The sequence below is a fragment of the Rhizobium sp. Nf11,1 genome (genome assembly GCF_050587665.1).
GTDB lineage: Bacteria > Pseudomonadota > Alphaproteobacteria > Rhizobiales > Rhizobiaceae > Rhizobium.
In genome coordinates, this window is record NZ_JBOBHU010000006.1 from 18,499 (window position 1) to 35,801 (window position 17,303).

A 17,303-nucleotide genomic window follows, 5' to 3' on the forward strand; every position below is an offset into this window, starting at 1 on the left:
AGGGGTGGCGTTTGCGGCCCCTCATCCGGCCTGCCGGCCACCTTCTCCCCGCTTGCGGGGAGAAGGAGACTCGCAGCGACCTCCCAGCCCGTTATCGCATCCCCAGCAGGGCGTTTCCTCTCTTGCCAACCGCAGAGAGTTCGGGCGAGGCGCAACATTTTCCATCTGCGCCAGCAAGATTGCGGCGAGGCGACAAGAACAGGCAAAGCCATGAGCGAAACCGACAACGCGGCCGATATCGTCCCGATCAAGCGCCCGGTGCGCTGGCACATCTTCGTCTTCATGCTGCCTGCGGTGATCGTCTACTCCGCTGTCATGGTGCTGCCGCTCATCGAAACGCTGAGGCTCTCGCTCTATAACACTGTCGACGGGCAGCCGGCCTTCGTCGGGCTTGCGAATTTCAAGGTGCTGTTCGGCGATCCGCGCTGGGCGCATGATTTCTGGAACGCCCTCGTCAACAACGTGATCTTCTTCGCCATCCACATGTGCGTGCAGAACCCGATCGGCATTGCGCTCGCAGCCCTGCTTTCGGTACCGAAGCTGCGGGGCGTGGCCTTCTACCGCACGGCGATATTCCTGCCGACGCTGCTCTCCTTCGTCATCGTCGGCTTCATCTGGAAGCTGATCCTGTCGCCGATCTGGGGTGTGGCGCCCTGGATGCTCGACCTCATCGGCTTGAAATTCCTGTTCGCGCCGTGGCTCGGCAAGCCGGGTTCGGCGCTGATCGCCGTGTCGCTGATCTCCAATTGGCAATATATCGGCATTCCGATGATGCTGATCTATGCAGCGCTGCTCAGCATTCCCGAAGAGGTGATCGAGGCGGCCGAATGTGACGGCGTCACCGGCTGGGCCCAGTTCTGGAAGATCAAGCTGCCGCTCATCCTGCCAGCGATCGGCATTATATCGATCCTGACCTTCGTCGGTAATTTCAACGCCTTTGACCTGATCTACACGGTGCAGGGCGCGCTTGCCGGACCCGACATGTCGACCGACATTCTCGGGACACTGCTTTACCGCACCTTCTTCGGTTTCCAGCTGCAGCTTGGTGACCGCTCGATGGGTGCGACGATCGCGACCGTGATGTTCCTCATCATTCTCGCCGGCGTCTCGCTTTATCTCTTCGTCATCCAGCGGCGCATGCGTCGCTACCAGTTCTGAGGAGCGCGCATGTCCAAGGCACGCACATCTCCGATCCGCACCGGCCTCGTGCACTTGGCGCTCGGCGCCTATACGCTGGTCGCGCTGTTTCCGGTGTTCCTGACCATCGTCAACTCGTTCAAGGATCGCAACTCGATCTTCCGCGAACCACTGATGATCCCGACGCCGTCGACCTTCAGCCTCGTCGGCTACCAGACGGTGCTGGGGCAAGGCGATTTCGCCACCTATTTCCAGAACAGCTTCGTTGTGACTGTTGTTTCGATCCTGCTGGTGCTGCTGTTCGGCGCAATGGCCGCCTTCGCTCTGTCTGAATACCGCTTCCGCGGCAATCTGCTGCTCGGGCTCTACATGGCGATTGGCATCATGATCCCGATCCGCCTCGGCACGGTGGCGATCCTGCAGGGCATGGTGGCGGCCGGTCTCGTCAATACGCTGACGGCGCTCGTCCTCGTCTATACCGCGCAGGGCATACCGCTGGCGATCTTCATCCTGTCGGAATTCATGCGCACGGTTTCGGACGATCTGAAGAATGCCGGGCGCATCGACGGGCTTTCCGAATATGCGATCTTCTTCCGCCTGGTGCTGCCGCTGGTGCGCCCGGCCATGGCGACAGTCGCCGTCTTCACGATGATTCCGATCTGGAACGACCTCTGGTTCCCGCTGATCCTGGCGCCTGCCGAAAGCACCAAGACGGTGACGCTCGGTTCGCAGATCTTCATCGGCCAGTTCGTCACCAACTGGAATGCGGTGCTGGCGGCCCTGTCGCTAGCCATCCTACCGATCCTGATCCTTTACGTCATCTTCTCGCGGCAGCTGATCCGCGGCATCACGTCGGGAGCCGTCAAATGAGCCAGGAGAAACCGATCCGCGTCGTCGTTGCGGGCCTCGGCAACATGGGCCGCAGCCACGCGCTCGCCTATCACAACAATCCCGGCTTCGAAATCGTCGGTCTCGTCAATCGCTCGACACCGGAGCTGGAGCCCGCGCTGCAGGGCTATACTGTTCATCCCGACTTCGCGACGGCGCTTGCAGAGCTGAAGCCGGATCTCTGCTCGATCAACACCTATTCCGACAGCCATGCCGATTATGCCGTCGCCGCCTTCGAGGCCGGTTGTCATGTCTTCGTGGAAAAGCCGCTGGCGACCACCGTCGCCGATGCCGAGCGGGTCGTTGCGGCAGCGAAGAAGGCGGGGCGCAAGCTGGTGATCGGCTATATCCTTCGCCATCATCCGTCCTGGATGAAGCTGATAGCAGAGGCGCGCAAGCTCGGCCCGCCTTACGTCTTCCGCATGAACCTCAACCAGCAGTCCAGCGGTCCGACCTGGGCGACGCACAAGTCGCTGATGCGCACGACCCCGCCGATCGTCGATTGCGGCGTGCATTATGTCGACGTCATGTGCCAGATCACCGATGCGAGAGCCGTCGAGGTGCGCGGCATGGGGCTGCGTCTCTCCGATGAAATCGCCGCCGACATGTATAATTACGGCCACCTACAGGTGCTTTTCGAGGACGGTTCGGTCGGCTGGCATGAGGCCGGCTGGGGACCGATGATCTCCGAGACAGCCTTTTTCGTGAAGGATGTAATGTCGCCGAAGGGCGCAGTGTCGATCGTCATGGATCCGAATGCCAAGTCCGACGATATAGACACGCACACCAAGACGTCGGTGATCCGTCTGCACACGGCTGAAACCGGCCCCGACGGCAAATTCATCAGGCCCGACCAGGATATGAGGATGACAGGCGAGCCTGGTCATCAGGCGCTCTGCGACCTGGAACAGGCCTTCATGCTGAGGGCGATCCGCGAGGATCTGAACCTCGATCGCCATATGGCGGATGCGGTGGCGTCGCTGCGCATCTGCCTTGCCGCCGACGAGAGCGTGCGTACCGGCCAGCCGGTCAGATTGTAAGGGAAACACAGTGGGATCGCTTCAACTCAAATCCATCCGCAAGACCTATGGCACGCATGAGGTGCTGAAAGGCATCGATCTCGAAGTCAAGGACGGCGAATTCGTCATCTTCGTCGGGCCGTCCGGCTGCGGAAAATCAACGCTGTTGCGCAGCATCGCCGGCCTCGAGGACGTGACCTCGGGCGCCGTCGTCATCAACGGCCGCGACGAGACGCTGACGCCGCCGGCCAAGCGCGGCATCGCCATGGTGTTCCAGTCCTATGCGCTCTATCCGCACCTGACGGTCAAGGACAATATGGGACTCGGCCTCAAACAGGCGGGAACGGCCAAGGACGAGATCGACAAGCGGGTCGGCAAGGCGTCCGGCATGCTCTCGCTCGCGCCTTATCTAGGGCGGCGGCCAGCCGAGCTCTCCGGCGGCCAGCGGCAGCGCGTCGCGATCGGCCGCGCCATCGTGCGCGAACCGGAACTCTTCCTGTTCGATGAGCCGCTGTCGAACCTCGATGCGGCGCTGCGCGTCCAGACCCGGCTCGAAATCGCCCGGCTGCACCGCGGCCTGAAGGCGACGATGATCTACGTCACCCACGACCAGGTGGAGGCGATGACGCTTGCCGACAAGATCGTCGTGCTGAATGCCGGCTCGATCGAGCAGATCGGCTCGCCGATGGAGCTTTACAACCGCCCGGCCAACGTCTTCGTCGCCGGCTTCATCGGCTCGCCGCAGATGAATTTCGTCCCCGGCGACAAGGTGGGCGATCATAGCGCCAAGACGATCGGTGTGCGTCCCGAACACATGACGCTGTCGCGCGAGCAGGGGACGTGGCCTGCGAAGGTCGTGCATGTCGAGCATCTCGGCGCCGACACGATCATCTATCTGGAATCCGAGCAGTGCGGCCTGCTGACTGCGCGCCTTTTCGGCGAGCACCAGTATGAGCCCGATGAGATCGTCTATGCGACGCCGGATCAAGCGCGTGTGCATCGCTTTGACGCGGACGACCGGGCGATTCGGTGAGAGCGGCATTGTCAATTGTTTGGCGATAGCCGGCATTGTGGGTTCACTGACAGGTGGCATGCCTGACATGAGGGTCTGCGCGCGATTGTTCCACCATCCAACCCCACACTCCGGCATGCTCGGCCTTGAGCCGAGCATCCAAACCGCATCCATCAGCAGCTACGGGCATGGACCCCAGGCTCAAAGGCAGCTCAAGGCCTGGGATGACGGAGAGTGGGGATGGCGCTCAAGCCAAACCTGCCCCTGGCGTGGAGGCACACCGCGCCGGGTGTTTCAGGCGGTCACGACCTCTCCTCGATCATTCCTAGCAATGAAAAGGCGCCGTTTCGCGGCGCCTCTTGCGTGAGCTATATTTGTGAACTCAGTCGCGGATGATCAGCAAATCGGCAGCCATGAAGCGGAGCGTCACGGTTTCTCCGGCCTGGGGCGGGGTGACGCCGGGGCTGTTGAACATGTCGAAGGAAATGACGTTGCCGCCGACATTCATGCGGGTGCGAATGACTGAACCGAGGAAGTGAGCCGAGACGACCTGGCCGGTGAGCGCCGTATCGCTTCTGGCAGTGTCGGAGAGCGAGCCTGCTTCCGGGCGCAGCGCCAGCGAGATGGTCTCGCCCGCCTTGTGGGCTGCGACCGACTGTTTCAGGGTGATCTTCTGATCGCCGATCTGGATGAGGTTGGTATCCGGATCGACGACTTTGGCCTCAATCAGGTTCAGCGTGCCGACGAAGGAGGCGACGAAGCGCGTGGCCGGCTTGTTGTAGATGTCGAAGGGCGAGCCGATCTGGTCGGCCTTGCCGGCGTTCATGACGACGATGCGATCGGAAATCGACAGCGCCTCTTCCTGGTCGTGGGTGACGAAGACGGTGGTAATGCCGAGCTGCTGCTGGATCTGGCGGATTTCCTCGCGCAGTGACACGCGAATTTTGGCATCGAGCGCCGAGAGGGGTTCGTCGAGCAGCAGCACCTGCGGTTTAACGGCGAGCGCGCGGGCAAGTGCCACGCGCTGTTGCTGGCCGCCCGACAGCTGATAGGGGTAACGGTCGGCGAGATGATCGAGCTTGATCAGGCCGAGCATTTCCTTGACGCGGGCGTCGATCTCCGGCTTCGGCGCGCCGGCAACCTTGAGGCCGAAGGCGACGTTGTCGTGCACCGACATGTTGGGGAACAGGGCATAGGCCTGGAAGACCATGCCGATATTGCGCTGGTTCGGCTTCAGCGCGCTCTGATCCTTGCCGTTGATGGTCAGCGTGCCGCCGGTCGGGGTTTCGAAGCCGGCGATCATGCGCAGGACGGTGGTCTTGCCGCAGCCTGACGGGCCTAGGAAGGAGATGAATTCGCCCTTCTCGATGTTCATGTTGAAATTCTTGACGACCTGAACCGGGCCGAAGGATTTCTGGATGTTATTCAGAGTGAGGAAAGACATGAGCCGGTTACCTTAAGCCTTTGCCGGGCGGGCTTTGCCGAAGCGGGAAACGAGATTGAGCAGGCCCATGCTGAGCCAGGTGATCGAGAAAGCGATGACGGCGAGCGCCGAAGGTTCATAGGCCTTGTTGGCGCCGACGAGCTGCAAATAGGGGCCGAAGGCCGGACGGTTGAGCAATGCGGCGAAGGTGAACTCGCCCATGACGATCGCCAATGTGATGAAGGCGCCGGAGAGTACGCCGCTCATGACATTCGGGAAGATGCAGCGGAACATGATGGTCGTCCAGCGGGCGCCGAGGCTTTCGGCCGCTTCCGTCAACGTACGGACATCGATGGCGCGCATGGCAGTATCGACGGCGCGGTACATGTAGGGCAGGGACAGCGTGATATAGGAGAAGACCAGCAGGGCGTTGGTCCCGGTCGTCGAACCCGTCAGCGGCAAGTAGGATGACGAATTGTACATTCTGAGGTAGCCGAAGACGATGACGATCGCCGGAATGACGAGCGGCAGCAGCGTGATGAACTCGACAACAGGACGCATCTGCGGCAGGCGCAGCCGCACCCAGTAGGCCGTCGGCACCACGAGCAGCATGCCGAAGACGATGGTGAGCAACGCCATCAGCATGGAGTAGCCGAAGGTCTCGCGAAATTGTATGTCCGAGAAAACCGACTGATAGGCGTCGAGGCTGTATTCGCCGCGGCGCATGCGCAGCGAAAATTCGATCGTGCCGATCAGCGGAATGATGAAATAGGATGCGCCGAGAATGATGGCAATCCAGGCTCCAAGACGTTGTGTTTTCATTTCTGCCACCGCTCGGCGCGCATGCGCAGCATGAGGTAAAGGACGTTGGAGACGCCTGTGATGACGATCATGCCGAGCGCAATGGCGTAACCAAGATTGGCATTGTGCAGAACGTCGCCCCGGATCTGCGCGTAGAGCAGGATCGGCACGATGTTGAGCGAGCTGCCAGTCAGCGCGAAGGCGGTGGCAATGGCGCCGAAGGCGTTGGCGAAGAGAAGCAGCGTGGTGCCGAGCAGGCTCGGCCACAGGATCGGCAGGGCGACCATCATCCAATATTGGCGGTTGGTGGCGCCTAGAATCTCGGAGGCCTCGCGCCATTCCTTCTTCATGCCGTCGAGCGCCGGCGTCAGGATCAGCACCATCAGCGGGATCTGAAAATACATATAGGTGATGGTTAGGCCGAAGAAGGACAGAAGGTTGAAGCCGGTGCCGTAGAGATTGAAGCCGAACCATTCCCGCAGGAATACCGTCACGAGGCCGGTGCGGCCGAGCGTCGCCAGGAAGGCGAAGGCAAGCGGCACGCCGGCGAAATTCGAGGCTACGCCGGAAAAGGTCAAAAGCGTCGAGCGCACCGAGGCGGGCAGACCACCGAGCACGACGGCCCAGGCGAGAAAAAATCCGATCAGCGCGCCGCCAAGGGCGGATGCCACCGAGACCTTGATACTGATCCAGTAGGCGCTCATGATCGATGGAGTAAAAAGATCGCCGATATTCTTCAGCGTGAAATCGCCCTCGGGCGTCAGGAATGCGCCCGCCACAAGATAGAGCGTGGGGATGATCAGGAACAGAAGAGAAAAAATGATGAAGGGCGCAATGCCCAGCCAGTCGATCACGCGGTCTTTGTTGATCAAGGGGGCGCTGCTCACCATCGGCGTTGAAACGGTACTCATGAAAAGCTCATCCTGGGCATCGGAGTGAGAAGACCTCCCCGCCCTTGGGGCGGGGAGGCCGGATCGGAGTTTACTTAACGTTGGCGCCGACGACGGAATCCCAGTTCTTGGTGATGGTTTCCTTGCCTGCCGCTTGCTCTTCGAGCGTCGGGAAGACGGCCTTTTCATAGGCTGCTGCCGGCGGCAGCTTATCGAGCAGTTCCTTCGGGATCTTGTTGTTCTTGGCAAGATCGTTGAAGCGGATCGGGTGGCAATAGCCCTTCAGCCAGCCGAGCTGACCTTCGTCGGAATAGAGGTATTCCATCCAGAGCTTGGCGGCGTTCGGGTGCGGAGCGAAGGCGGAAATCGCCTGCACGTATACACCGGCGACGACACCCGTCTTCGGAACGACGACTTCGAACGGAGGGTTGCCCTTCAGGCCTTCACCCCAAGACAACGCGTTATAGTCCCAGGCGATGATGATCGGTGTGGATCCCTGCGCGAAGGGAGCGGCCTTGCCGACGACGGGCACGAAGTTGCCGGCCTTGTTCAGCTCGGCAAAGAACTTCAGGCCTTCTTCGCCTGCCTTGGCAGCGTCACCGCCGGATGCGGAAAGACCGGCGGCGTAGACGCCCTGGACAGCCTGGTTGGCGGTGCGCGGATCGCCTGCCAGCGCGACGCTGTTTGCGTAATCGCTCTTCTTCAGGTCGGGCCAATCAGCCGGCGATTCCTTGACGAGGTCCTTGTTCACGAGGAACGAGAGAACGCCGTAGTAGTCGCCGTACCAGTAGCCTTCCGGATCCTTTGCTGTATCCGGGATCGAATCCCAGGTGGAGACCTTGTAAGGCTGGATCAGACCGTCCTTCTTGGCGGACGGGCCGAAGGAGAGGCCGACGTCGATGACGTCGGGGGCCTGCGGACCGGTGTTGCCCTTGTTGGCCTTGATCGCTTCGATTTCGTCACCCGAGCCGGCATCCGGGTTCAGCTCGTTGACCTCGAGGCCGTACTTGGCCTTGAAGCCCGCAATGACCTCGCCGTAGCCGCACCAGTCGTGCGGGAGAGCGATCGTGGTCAGCGTGCCTTCCTTTTTGGCGGCGGCGATCAGTTCTGCGCTCGGTTCTGCGGCGGCAATCGCGGTCGAAGCCACGATCATCGCAGTAGAAAGCGACAGGAGTCGAGAAATGTTAGAGATCACTGTTGTTCTCCTTCGGTTTTCAGTGTCTGGCGATGCTGTTAATCAGCTTACATGAAGCTTGTGTGACGGTTGGATGACGTTAGTTTTGCCGGAACAGCAGGCGCTTGTGACTGATGTTTCATTTGCGACGGCATCGTTCACTTCCGCCAAGTCCGCGTTTGTTTTTCCCTCTCTTTTAGCCTTTCCCTCTTAACTCGGTTTGCGGAAAAGCCTGCTCTGCTCGAACAGCCCTTCCAGCGTCTTCATGCGCTCCTTCGTCTCATCCCAGGTGGAATTCTGGACGGCCTCGATCAGAGCCTCGACGATGAAAAGAGTGACGACCGACGAATCCCAGGCCGATGGCGCTTCGATGCGGACGCGGAAAGCGTGCCGCGCGAGTTTGGCAGCGGGCGAGGCCCATTGGTCGGTGAAGACGACGATTTCGGCACCGCGCTTGCGGGCGGCGGTGGCAAGGCTGACCATTTCCTGCTCATAGCGGCGGATATCGAAGATGATCAGGATGTCGCCGGCGTTCATGTTGAGGGCATATTGCGGCCAGCTGCTGGAATTGGACGACAGCAGTGTCGTGGCCGGCCGGATGACCTGCATATGGGTGAAGAAATACTCGGCCAGCGCGCCGGTGATGCGGCCGCCGACGAAATAGAGGCCGCGCTTGCGATCCGACAGCAGCGAGGCGACGCTGTCGAAGGTCGCCGTATCGAGATCGGTCAGTGTCTGGCGCAGATTGCCCATGATGGCATCGGCGAAACGGTTGAGGATATGAGTGCCCGGCGCGTTTTGCGCCCAGCGATCGTGCTTGGTGATGGGATTGGAAATCGTCGCTTCGACCTCCTGATGCAGGCGCGCCTGAAAATCGGGATACCCCTTGAAACCGAGCTTCTGCACCATCCGTACGACGGTCGGTGTTGAAACGCCGGCGTTCTCTGCGATCGTGGTGATGCTGCCGAGGCCGGAAACCGGATAATTGTCGAGAAGGCTTTCCGCCAATTGTTTCTCGGCACGTGTCAACACGCCGAGATGCGAATGTATGACGTCCGAAACCGTCTTCGACGCAGTGGTCACTTGATCTTGCTCCCCGGGGGTGGTCTGGCGCCACTCCTCCGACCAAAGTTAACAACGCTGTCACAATCCATGTCAACCACTGTCATGAAAAGAAATTTTCAGCGACTGCTTGACAGTCGCCAAAAGCTGAAGAATTCTTTTCTATAAAGCTTTTATTAAGGGATAGGAGTGGCGCCGTTGGTGCTGGCCCGGCCAAAAATCCTCAGCGAAGCGGATGGCGATTGCGTCGGGATCGAACGCATCGACGGCCGGAGCCCAGTGTTGCTCGTCTGCGAACACGCTTCGAAGACACTTCCTGCCCGGTTCGGCGATCTCGGCCTACCCAACGAAGCGCTGTCGAGCCATATCGCCTGGGATCCGGGTGCGCTCGCGGTTGCCCGCGGCGTGTCGCAGGCACTCGACGCGACTCTCGTCTTCCAGCGCTTCTCCCGGCTGATCTACGACTGCAACCGGCCGCCAAGTTCATTGGGCGCCATGCCGGAAACCAGCGAGATCTATGCCATTCCCGGCAACAAGGATTTGAGCGCCGAGGAGCGTCTGGCGCGCACCGATGCGCTTTACGTGCCTTTCCATGATGCCATCCGCGGACTGATCCGCGATCGTCGGGCGAGGGGGCAGGATACCGTCATCGTGACGATGCACAGCTTCACGCCGGTCTATCATGGACGGCAACGCGCCGTCGAACTCGGCATATTGCACGACGAGGACAGTCGGCTCGCCGACCGCATGCTGGAGGCTGCGGCCGGCGCGCCGCTTTACAGGACTGAACGCAACCAGCCTTACGGGCCTGCGGACGGCGTGACCCACACGCTGATCCTGCACGGGCTTTCGAACGGCTTGCGCAATGTAATGATCGAGGTCCGTAACGACCTCATCGCAGACGATGGCGGCCAAGGGGTCATGGCCGACTATCTGACAGGGCTTCTCCAGCACAGCCTGGAAGCCTGAATAAAAAACAAGACCCGAGGGAGCAGTTTATCTGCGGACGTCCGCACGGCGAAAAAGCCGCGGGCAATTGGCACTAGACAGGCCGCAATTCCGCGGCCTGTCGTGAACAGGGGGAAGTCATGTCGGACTATACCGAACTTGATAAGAAGCAGGATGTGCACATCCTGCATTCGATGGGCTATGCCCAGGAACTCGAACGACGGATGAGTTCGTTCTCGAATTTCGCCGTATCATTCTCCATCATCTGCATTCTTTCCGGCGGCATCAATTCGCTGGCCCAGGCGACCTCGGGCGCCGGCGGAGCGGCGATCGGCATCGGCTGGCCGGTCGGTTGCTTCATCTCGCTCGTCTTCGCCGTCGCCATGGCGCAGATCAGCTCCGCCTATCCGACGGCTGGCGGCCTCTATCACTGGGGCTCGATTCTCGGCAACCGCTTCACCGGCTGGCTGACCGCCTGGTTCAACCTGCTTGGTCTCGTCACCGTGCTCGGCGCCATCAATGTCGGCACCTATTATTTCTTCATGGGCTCCTTCGGCACGACCTATCTCGGGCTGACTGACACAACGACGGTGCGCATCCTGTTCCTGGTGATCATCACCGGCGCTCAGGCCCTGGTGAACCACATGGGCATCGGATTGACTGCGAAGCTGACCGACTTTTCGGGCTACCTGATCTTCGCGACTTCGATCGCGCTGGCGGTCGTATGCCTTCTCGCGGCGCCCTCCTATGAATTCGGCCGGCTCTTCACCTTCGCCAATTATTCCGGCGAAGTCGGTGGCAACGTCTGGCCGTCCACCTCGGGCGCCTGGGTCTTCCTTCTCGGTCTGCTGCTGCCGATCTACACCATCACCGGCTATGACGCCTCTGCGCATACGTCGGAAGAGACGGTCAAGGCCGCCCATTCGGTCCCGCGCGGCATGGTGGCCTCGGTTCTATGGTCGGCGCTGTTCGGCTATATCATGCTGTGCGCCTTCGTGCTGATGCTGCCGAACATGGATGAGGCGGCAAAACAGGGCTGGAACGTGTTCTTCTGGGCGATGGACAGCCAGGTGAACCCGGTCGTCAAGGACCTCCTTTATCTTGCGATCTTCGTCAGCCAATGGCTGTGCGGCCTTGCGACCGTCACCTCGGTCTCCCGCATGATCTTCGCCTTCTCGCGTGACGGCGGGCTGCCGGCCTCCAAGGCGCTGTCGAAGGTCAGCCCGCAGTATCGTACCCCGGTTGCCGCGATCTGGACGGGCTCGATCCTGTCGGTGCTGTTCGTCTGGGGCTCGTCGCTCGTTACGATCGGGGATACCCCGGTTTACACGATCGTCGTCTCGTGCACGGTCATCTTCCTATTCTTCTCCTTCGCGATCCCGATTACGCTCGGCCTCTTCGCCTGGGGCACGTCGAAGTGGGACAAAATGGGCCCGTGGAACCTCGGAGAGGGCGTCTTCAAGCTGTTCGCGGTGCTGTCGATCATAGCGATGATGCTGATCTTCATTCTAGGCATCCAGCCACCGAACGAATGGGCGCTCTACATCACCGTCGGCTTCCTCGTGGTCACCGGCATCGTCTGGTTCGGCTTCGAGAGCCGTCGCTTCAAGGGGCCGCCGATCGGCGCCGACGTGGCGAAGCGCCAGGCCGAGATCGCGGCGGCCGAGGCGGCCGTCGGCGAAAGCGGCGAACGTTAAGCATCGAGGCTTCCCTCTCAAGTGGCGGGGCCGCATCCTGCGGCCCCATCACCGGATCAACGAAAAGGCATCGGGCCGTGTACCAGGCCGAGCGCATGCGATTTCGTTGCCCCGATTTCTTCAATTCCAGTTCAGGCGGATCAATCATGAGCAGCAGCTACACAATCGACGATCTTAGGAAGGATGTTGCCGAAGGGCGCATCGATACGGTTCTCGCCTGCCAGGTGGATATGCAGGGCCGGCTGATGGGAAAGCGTTTCCAGGGGGAATATTTCGTCGAGAGCGCCTGGAAAGAAACGCACAGCTGCAACTACCTGCAGGCGACCGACATAGAGATGGAAACCGTCTCCGGCTACAAGGCGACGAGCTGGGAGAAGGGATACGGCGACTATACGATGAAGCCGGATCTTTCGACGCTGCGCCGCATTCCCTGGCTCGAAGGTACGGCCCTGGTACTCTGCGACGTGCTCGACCATCACACCCATGAAGAGGTTGCCCATTCGCCGCGCGCGATCTTGAAGAAGCAGGTGAAGCGGCTCGAAGACATGGGCATGAAGGCCTATATGGCTTCCGAGCTCGAATTCTTCCTGTTCAACCAGAGCTACGAGGCGGCGCATGCCTCGGGCTACCGCAATCTCAAGCTCGCCAGCGCCTATAACGAGGACTACCACATCTTCCAGACCACCAAGGAAGAAGAGGTGATGCGGGCGATCCGCACCGGACTGCAGGGCGCAGGCATTCCGGTCGAGAACTCCAAGGGCGAGGCCTCCGCCGGCCAGGAGGAGATTAACGTGCGCTATGCCGATGCGCTCGCCATGGCCGATCGGCATGCGATTATCAAGAACGGCTGCAAGGAGATCGCCTGGTCGAAGGGCAAGGCCATCACCTTCCTGGCGAAGTGGAACTACAATGCGGCCGGCAGCTCTTCGCACATCCACCAGTCGCTCTGGAGCCTCGAGGAAAAGCCGCTGTTCTTCGACCATGCCGGCAAATACGGCATGTCGCCGCTGATGCACAATTACGTTGCCGGGCTTCTCGCCCATGCGAGCGAGATCACCTATTTCCTGGCGCCCTACATCAATTCCTACAAGCGCTTCATGGCCGGCACCTTTGCGCCGACCAAGGCGATCTGGAGCAAGGACAACCGCACTGCCGGCTATCGTCTCTGCGGCGAGGAGACCAAGGGTATCCGCATCGAATGTCGGGTCGGAGGCTCCGATCTCAATCCCTATCTCGCCTTCGCCGCGCTGCTTGCCGCTGGTATCGACGGGATCGAGAACAAGCTGGAACTCGAAGCTCCCTTCGTCGGCGACGCCTATGGCGGCAAGGACATTCGCGAAATCCCGCGCACACTACGTTCGGCGGCGAATGCGATGACGGAATCGGCGATGCTGCGCAAAGCCTTCGGCGACGACGTCATCGACCATTACACTCGTGCTGCCGAATGGGAGCAGGAAGAATACGACCGCCGCATCACCGATTGGGAAGTGGCGCGCGGGTTCGAAAGAGCTTAATAGCGTTTTGTGGGTTTGCTTGCCCCTCACCCTAACCCTCTCCCCGTTAAAACGGGGAGAGGGGACGTGCCCTGCGCGGGATTTGCGGTTGACGAAAGCGTTGCTGCGCAGTCCCTTCTCCCCGCCAGCGGGGAGAAGGTGCCGGCAGGCGGATGAGGGGCGGTCGCCCACCCACATTTTGAATGATACGAGGACAGGAAATCGATCATGGCAATGATCCAATGCATTTCACCGGTCGACGGATCGGTTTACGCGGAGCGCGCAGCACTGTCGCTCGACGCCGCCAAGGACGTGGTGGCGCGCGCCCGCAAGGCGCAGAAGGCCTGGGCGAAACGGCCGCTTGAAGAACGCGTTCAGCTTGTTCTGAAGGGCGCCGCACGGCTGAACGAGATGTCCGACGTCGTCGTGCCGGAGCTTGCCTGGCAGATGGGCCGGCCGATCAAGTATGGCGGCGAATATAAGGGCTTTAACGAGCGCTCCAACTACGTCGCCTCGATCGCGGCTGATGCGCTGGCGCCGCTCGTCGTTGAGGAGAGCGACCGTTTCGAGCGCCGCATCGAGCGCGAAGCGCATGGCGTCGTCTTCGTCGTGGCACCTTGGAACTATCCCTATATGACGGCGATCAACACGGTTGCCCCGGCACTCATGGCCGGCAACACTGTGGTGCTGAAACACGCCTCGCAGACTCTGCTCGTCGGCGAGCGGCTGGTGCAAGCCTTTATCGAAGCCGGCGTTCCCGAGGACGTGTTCCAGAACGTCTTTCTCGATCATGAAACGACGTCGGCGCTGATCGCAGCCGGCAGCTTCAATTTCGTCAACTTTACCGGATCGGTCGAGGGCGGTCGCTCGATGGAGCGGGCCGCCGCCGGCACCTTTACCGGCCTTGGTCTCGAACTCGGCGGCAAGGATCCGGGTTATGTCATGGCAGACGCCGATCTCGATGCGGCCGTCGATACGCTGATGGACGGTGCGACCTACAATTCCGGCCAATGCTGCTGCGGCATCGAGCGCATTTATGTGCATGAATCGCTCTATGACGCCTTCGTCGAGAAATCGGTCGCCTGGGTGTCGAACTACAAGCTCGGCAATCCGCTCGATCCCGAGACTTCGCTCGGGCCGATGGCGAACAAGCGCTTCGCCAAGGTGGTGCGCGAGCAGATCGCCGATGCGGTTTCCAAGGGCGCCAAGGCGCTTGTCGATCCCAAGCTTTTCCCTCAGGACGACGGCGGCGCCTATCTCGCCCCGCAGGTCCTCGTCGATGTCGACCATTCCATGGCCTTCATGCGCGAGGAGACGTTCGGCCCGGCGGTCGGCATCATGAAGGTGAAGAGCGACGAGGAAGCGCTGGCTTTGATGAACGACAGCCCGTATGGGCTGACGGCCTCGCTCTGGACCAAAGATGCCGAGCGGGCAGCACGTCTCGGCCGCGAGATCGAAACCGGCACCGTCTTCATGAACCGCGCGGATTATCTTGATCCGGCGCTCTGCTGGACCGGCGTCAAGGAGACCGGCCGCGGCGGCTCGCTGTCGATCATCGGCTTCCAGAATCTGACGCGTCCGAAATCCTTCCACCTGAAGAAAGTCACAGCATGAGCAGCAGCAACATCACCGCAAACTGGAGCTATCCGACATCGGTCAAGCTCGGCCGGGGCCGCATCAAGGAACTGGCCGACGCCTGCAAGAGCCTCGGCATCAAAAAGCCGCTGCTCGTCACTGACCGCGGCCTGGCCTCGATGGCGATCACCAAAACCGCGCTTGATATCCTCGAAGATGCCGGCCTCGGCCGGGCGATCTTCGCTGACGTCGACCCGAACCCGAACGAGAAGAACCTCGATGCAGGCGTCAAGGCTTTCAAGGATGGCGGCCATGACGGCGTCGTCGCCTTCGGCGGCGGCTCAGGTCTCGATCTCGGCAAGTGCGTTGCGTTCATGGCTGGCCAGACGCGGCCGGTCTGGGATTTCGAGGATATCGGCGACTGGTGGACGCGTGCGAGCCTCGAAGGCATCGCCCCGATCGTCGCGGTGCCGACGACGGCGGGCACCGGTTCGGAGGTCGGGCGCGCCAGCGTCATCACCAATTCCGTCACGCATGTGAAGAAGATCATCTTCCATCCGAAGTTCCTGCCGGGTGTGGTCATTTCCGATCCGGAACTGACCGTCGGCATGCCGAAGATCATTACTGCCGGCACCGGCATGGACGCTTTCGCGCATTGCCTGGAGGCCTATTCCTCGCCTTTCTATCACCCGATGTCTGCCGGAATCGCCCTCGAAGGCATGCGTCTCGTCAAGGAATTCCTGCCGCGCGCCTATCGGGAAGGCACCGACCTCGAAGCCCGCGCCAACATGATGTCGGCCGCCGCCATGGGTGCCGTCGCCTTCCAGAAGGGGCTCGGCGCCATCCATGCGCTGTCGCACCCAATCGGCGCCGTCTACAACACTCATCACGGCATGACCAATGCCGTCGTGATGCCGGCGGTGCTGCGCTTCAACCGCGCCGCGATCGAGGAGAAGATCGGCCGCGCAGCCGCCTATCTCGGCATATCGGGCGGCTTTGACGGCTTCTACGACTATGTGCTGACGCTTCGTTCCGAGCTCGGCGTGCCGGAGACGCTGACGGCGATGGGAATCGCGCCCGACCGCATCGACGAATTGTCGGCCATGGCGATCGAGGATCCGAGCGCCGGCGGCAATCCGGTGGCGATGACGCTCGAAAATACCAAGGCGCTTTTCAAGGATTGCTTCTGACAAGATCGCGGCGGACCTGCAGACCGGCCCGGAAAGCTCTTGCTTTCCGGGCCTTTTCGTCTCGGAAACATCCTGAATTTTAGGGATATGAAAAATACAGGCTGCAATTTCGCCGCGCGCGTTCGCAATTTGTTAACCATGATTGTAAAGGATGGGTTAACCGCACGATGCTCCGACAGTGCGCAAAAGAGCGATGCCGACTCGCGCCATTTCCTCCGAGGACCGAACATGCCAGTCATTACATTCGCAAATACCAAGGGCGGCGCCGGCAAGACGACCGCTGTTCTGCTGCTCGCGACCGAGCTTGCCCGTCAGGGCTATCGCGTGACCATTCTGGATGCCGATCCGCAGCATTGGATTTCACGCTGGCACGAGATATCGGGGCACGTGCCCAATATTTCGGTGATCGATTTCGTGACGACCGCCTCGCTGCCGCAGCATATCAGCGAGAACAAGCATAATACCGACTATTTCATTGTGGATCTGCCGGGCGCCCGCAATCCGCTGCTTGCCACCGCCGTCGGCCTTTCCGATCACGTGCTGATCCCGATCCAAGGCTGTGCCATGGATGCGCGCGGCGGCGCGCAGGTGCTCGAACTGCTGCAGTATCTGGACGAGAAGGCGGGCATCAAGATCGGTCATTCGGTGGTGCTGACCCGGGTCAACTCGATGGTGACGACGCGGGCGCTGCAGCTCGTCAAGTCGCTGCTCAACGAGCGGCACGTGCCGGTGCTGGACACGGCGATCATCGAACGTTCGGCCTTCCGCGACATCTTCGACTGTGGCGGCACGCTGCAGACCATGGACCCCACGCGCGTCAGCAATCTCGACAAGGCGCGTGAGAACGCCACCTGTTTCGCCGAGGAAATCATGCGCAAGGTGCCTGTTCGGTTGACCGCCTCGGCTCGCATGGCGACAGCGGCCTGAATACCCAAGCATTGAAACAGAAAGGCTGTCGGAGCGATCCGGCGGCCTTATCGTTTGTGACCAGTTT

General features: G+C 61.0%; 15 protein-coding genes. 10 read left to right on the forward strand and 5 right to left on the reverse strand.

The window, feature by feature from the left end:
• The first annotated feature begins 210 nt into the window (after positions 1–210).
• The 4 genes from ACQ7C1_RS11055 to ACQ7C1_RS11070 are packed head-to-tail and all read left to right on the forward strand — an operon-like array spanning position 211 to position 4,077.
• Positions 211–1,158, forward strand: coding sequence for a carbohydrate ABC transporter permease (locus ACQ7C1_RS11055; protein ID WP_085778826.1), 948 nt, complete (start codon positions 211–213; stop codon positions 1,156–1,158).
• Between the two features lie 9 nt (positions 1,159–1,167).
• On the forward strand, positions 1,168–2,007 hold the full coding sequence (locus ACQ7C1_RS11060) for a carbohydrate ABC transporter permease (RefSeq protein ID WP_097597924.1): 840 nt from the start codon (positions 1,168–1,170) through the stop codon (positions 2,005–2,007).
• Positions 2,004–3,065, forward strand: coding sequence for a Gfo/Idh/MocA family protein (locus ACQ7C1_RS11065; protein WP_430958295.1), 1,062 nt, complete (start codon positions 2,004–2,006; stop codon positions 3,063–3,065). The genes ACQ7C1_RS11060 and ACQ7C1_RS11065 overlap by 4 nt, the downstream gene beginning before the upstream one ends.
• A gap of 10 nt (positions 3,066–3,075) precedes the next feature.
• Positions 3,076–4,077 (forward strand): ABC transporter ATP-binding protein, encoded by a 1,002-nt coding sequence (locus tag ACQ7C1_RS11070; protein ID WP_430958296.1) that lies wholly within the window; start codon positions 3,076–3,078, stop codon positions 4,075–4,077.
• A gap of 361 nt (positions 4,078–4,438) precedes the next feature.
• On the opposite strand, the gene ACQ7C1_RS11075 is transcribed toward ACQ7C1_RS11070, so the two are convergent.
• The 5 genes from ACQ7C1_RS11075 to ACQ7C1_RS11095 form a co-directional block, all read right to left on the reverse strand.
• Entirely contained in the window at positions 4,439–5,500 is a 1,062-nt protein-coding gene (locus tag ACQ7C1_RS11075) for an ABC transporter ATP-binding protein (protein ID WP_183701793.1), read from the reverse strand.
• A gap of 12 nt (positions 5,501–5,512) precedes the next feature.
• Positions 5,513–6,301: an ABC transporter permease gene (locus ACQ7C1_RS11080; RefSeq protein ID WP_085778821.1), complete on the reverse strand. Its 789-nt coding sequence runs from the start codon at positions 6,299–6,301 to the stop codon at positions 5,513–5,515.
• Positions 6,298–7,191: an ABC transporter permease gene (locus ACQ7C1_RS11085; RefSeq protein WP_085778820.1), complete on the reverse strand. Its 894-nt coding sequence runs from the start codon at positions 7,189–7,191 to the stop codon at positions 6,298–6,300. The genes ACQ7C1_RS11080 and ACQ7C1_RS11085 overlap by 4 nt, the downstream gene beginning before the upstream one ends.
• A gap of 70 nt (positions 7,192–7,261) precedes the next feature.
• Positions 7,262–8,365, reverse strand: coding sequence for an ABC transporter substrate-binding protein (locus ACQ7C1_RS11090; protein ID WP_085778819.1), 1,104 nt, complete (start codon positions 8,363–8,365; stop codon positions 7,262–7,264).
• Between the two features lie 189 nt (positions 8,366–8,554).
• Positions 8,555–9,427, reverse strand: coding sequence for a MurR/RpiR family transcriptional regulator (locus ACQ7C1_RS11095; RefSeq protein WP_221112200.1), 873 nt, complete (start codon positions 9,425–9,427; stop codon positions 8,555–8,557).
• 177 nt (positions 9,428–9,604) lie between these two features.
• Between ACQ7C1_RS11095 and ACQ7C1_RS11100 the strand changes: the two genes are divergently transcribed.
• The 6 genes from ACQ7C1_RS11100 to ACQ7C1_RS11125 all read left to right on the forward strand — a co-directional run bounded on the left by ACQ7C1_RS11100 (position 9,605) and on the right by ACQ7C1_RS11125 (position 17,236).
• On the forward strand, positions 9,605–10,375 hold the full coding sequence (locus ACQ7C1_RS11100; RefSeq protein ID WP_430958297.1) for an N-formylglutamate amidohydrolase: 771 nt from the start codon (positions 9,605–9,607) through the stop codon (positions 10,373–10,375).
• A 119-nt stretch (positions 10,376–10,494) separates the two neighbouring features.
• Complete coding sequence (locus tag ACQ7C1_RS11105) at positions 10,495–12,051, forward strand: amino acid permease (protein WP_430958298.1); 1,557 nt, start codon at positions 10,495–10,497, stop codon at positions 12,049–12,051.
• A 146-nt stretch (positions 12,052–12,197) separates the two neighbouring features.
• Positions 12,198–13,565 carry a glutamine synthetase family protein gene (locus ACQ7C1_RS11110; protein ID WP_430958299.1) on the forward strand — a complete coding sequence of 456 codons (1,368 nt, stop codon included), beginning with the start codon at positions 12,198–12,200 and terminating at the stop codon, positions 13,563–13,565.
• 207 nt (positions 13,566–13,772) lie between these two features.
• On the forward strand, positions 13,773–15,158 hold the full coding sequence (locus tag ACQ7C1_RS11115; RefSeq protein ID WP_430958300.1) for an aldehyde dehydrogenase family protein: 1,386 nt from the start codon (positions 13,773–13,775) through the stop codon (positions 15,156–15,158).
• Positions 15,155–16,309, forward strand: coding sequence for an iron-containing alcohol dehydrogenase (locus ACQ7C1_RS11120; protein ID WP_085778813.1), 1,155 nt, complete (start codon positions 15,155–15,157; stop codon positions 16,307–16,309). The genes ACQ7C1_RS11115 and ACQ7C1_RS11120 overlap by 4 nt, the downstream gene beginning before the upstream one ends.
• Before the next feature lie 228 nt (positions 16,310–16,537).
• Positions 16,538–17,236 (forward strand): AAA family ATPase, encoded by a 699-nt coding sequence (locus ACQ7C1_RS11125; RefSeq protein ID WP_430958301.1) that lies wholly within the window; start codon positions 16,538–16,540, stop codon positions 17,234–17,236.
• The last annotated feature ends 67 nt before the right edge of the window (positions 17,237–17,303 follow it).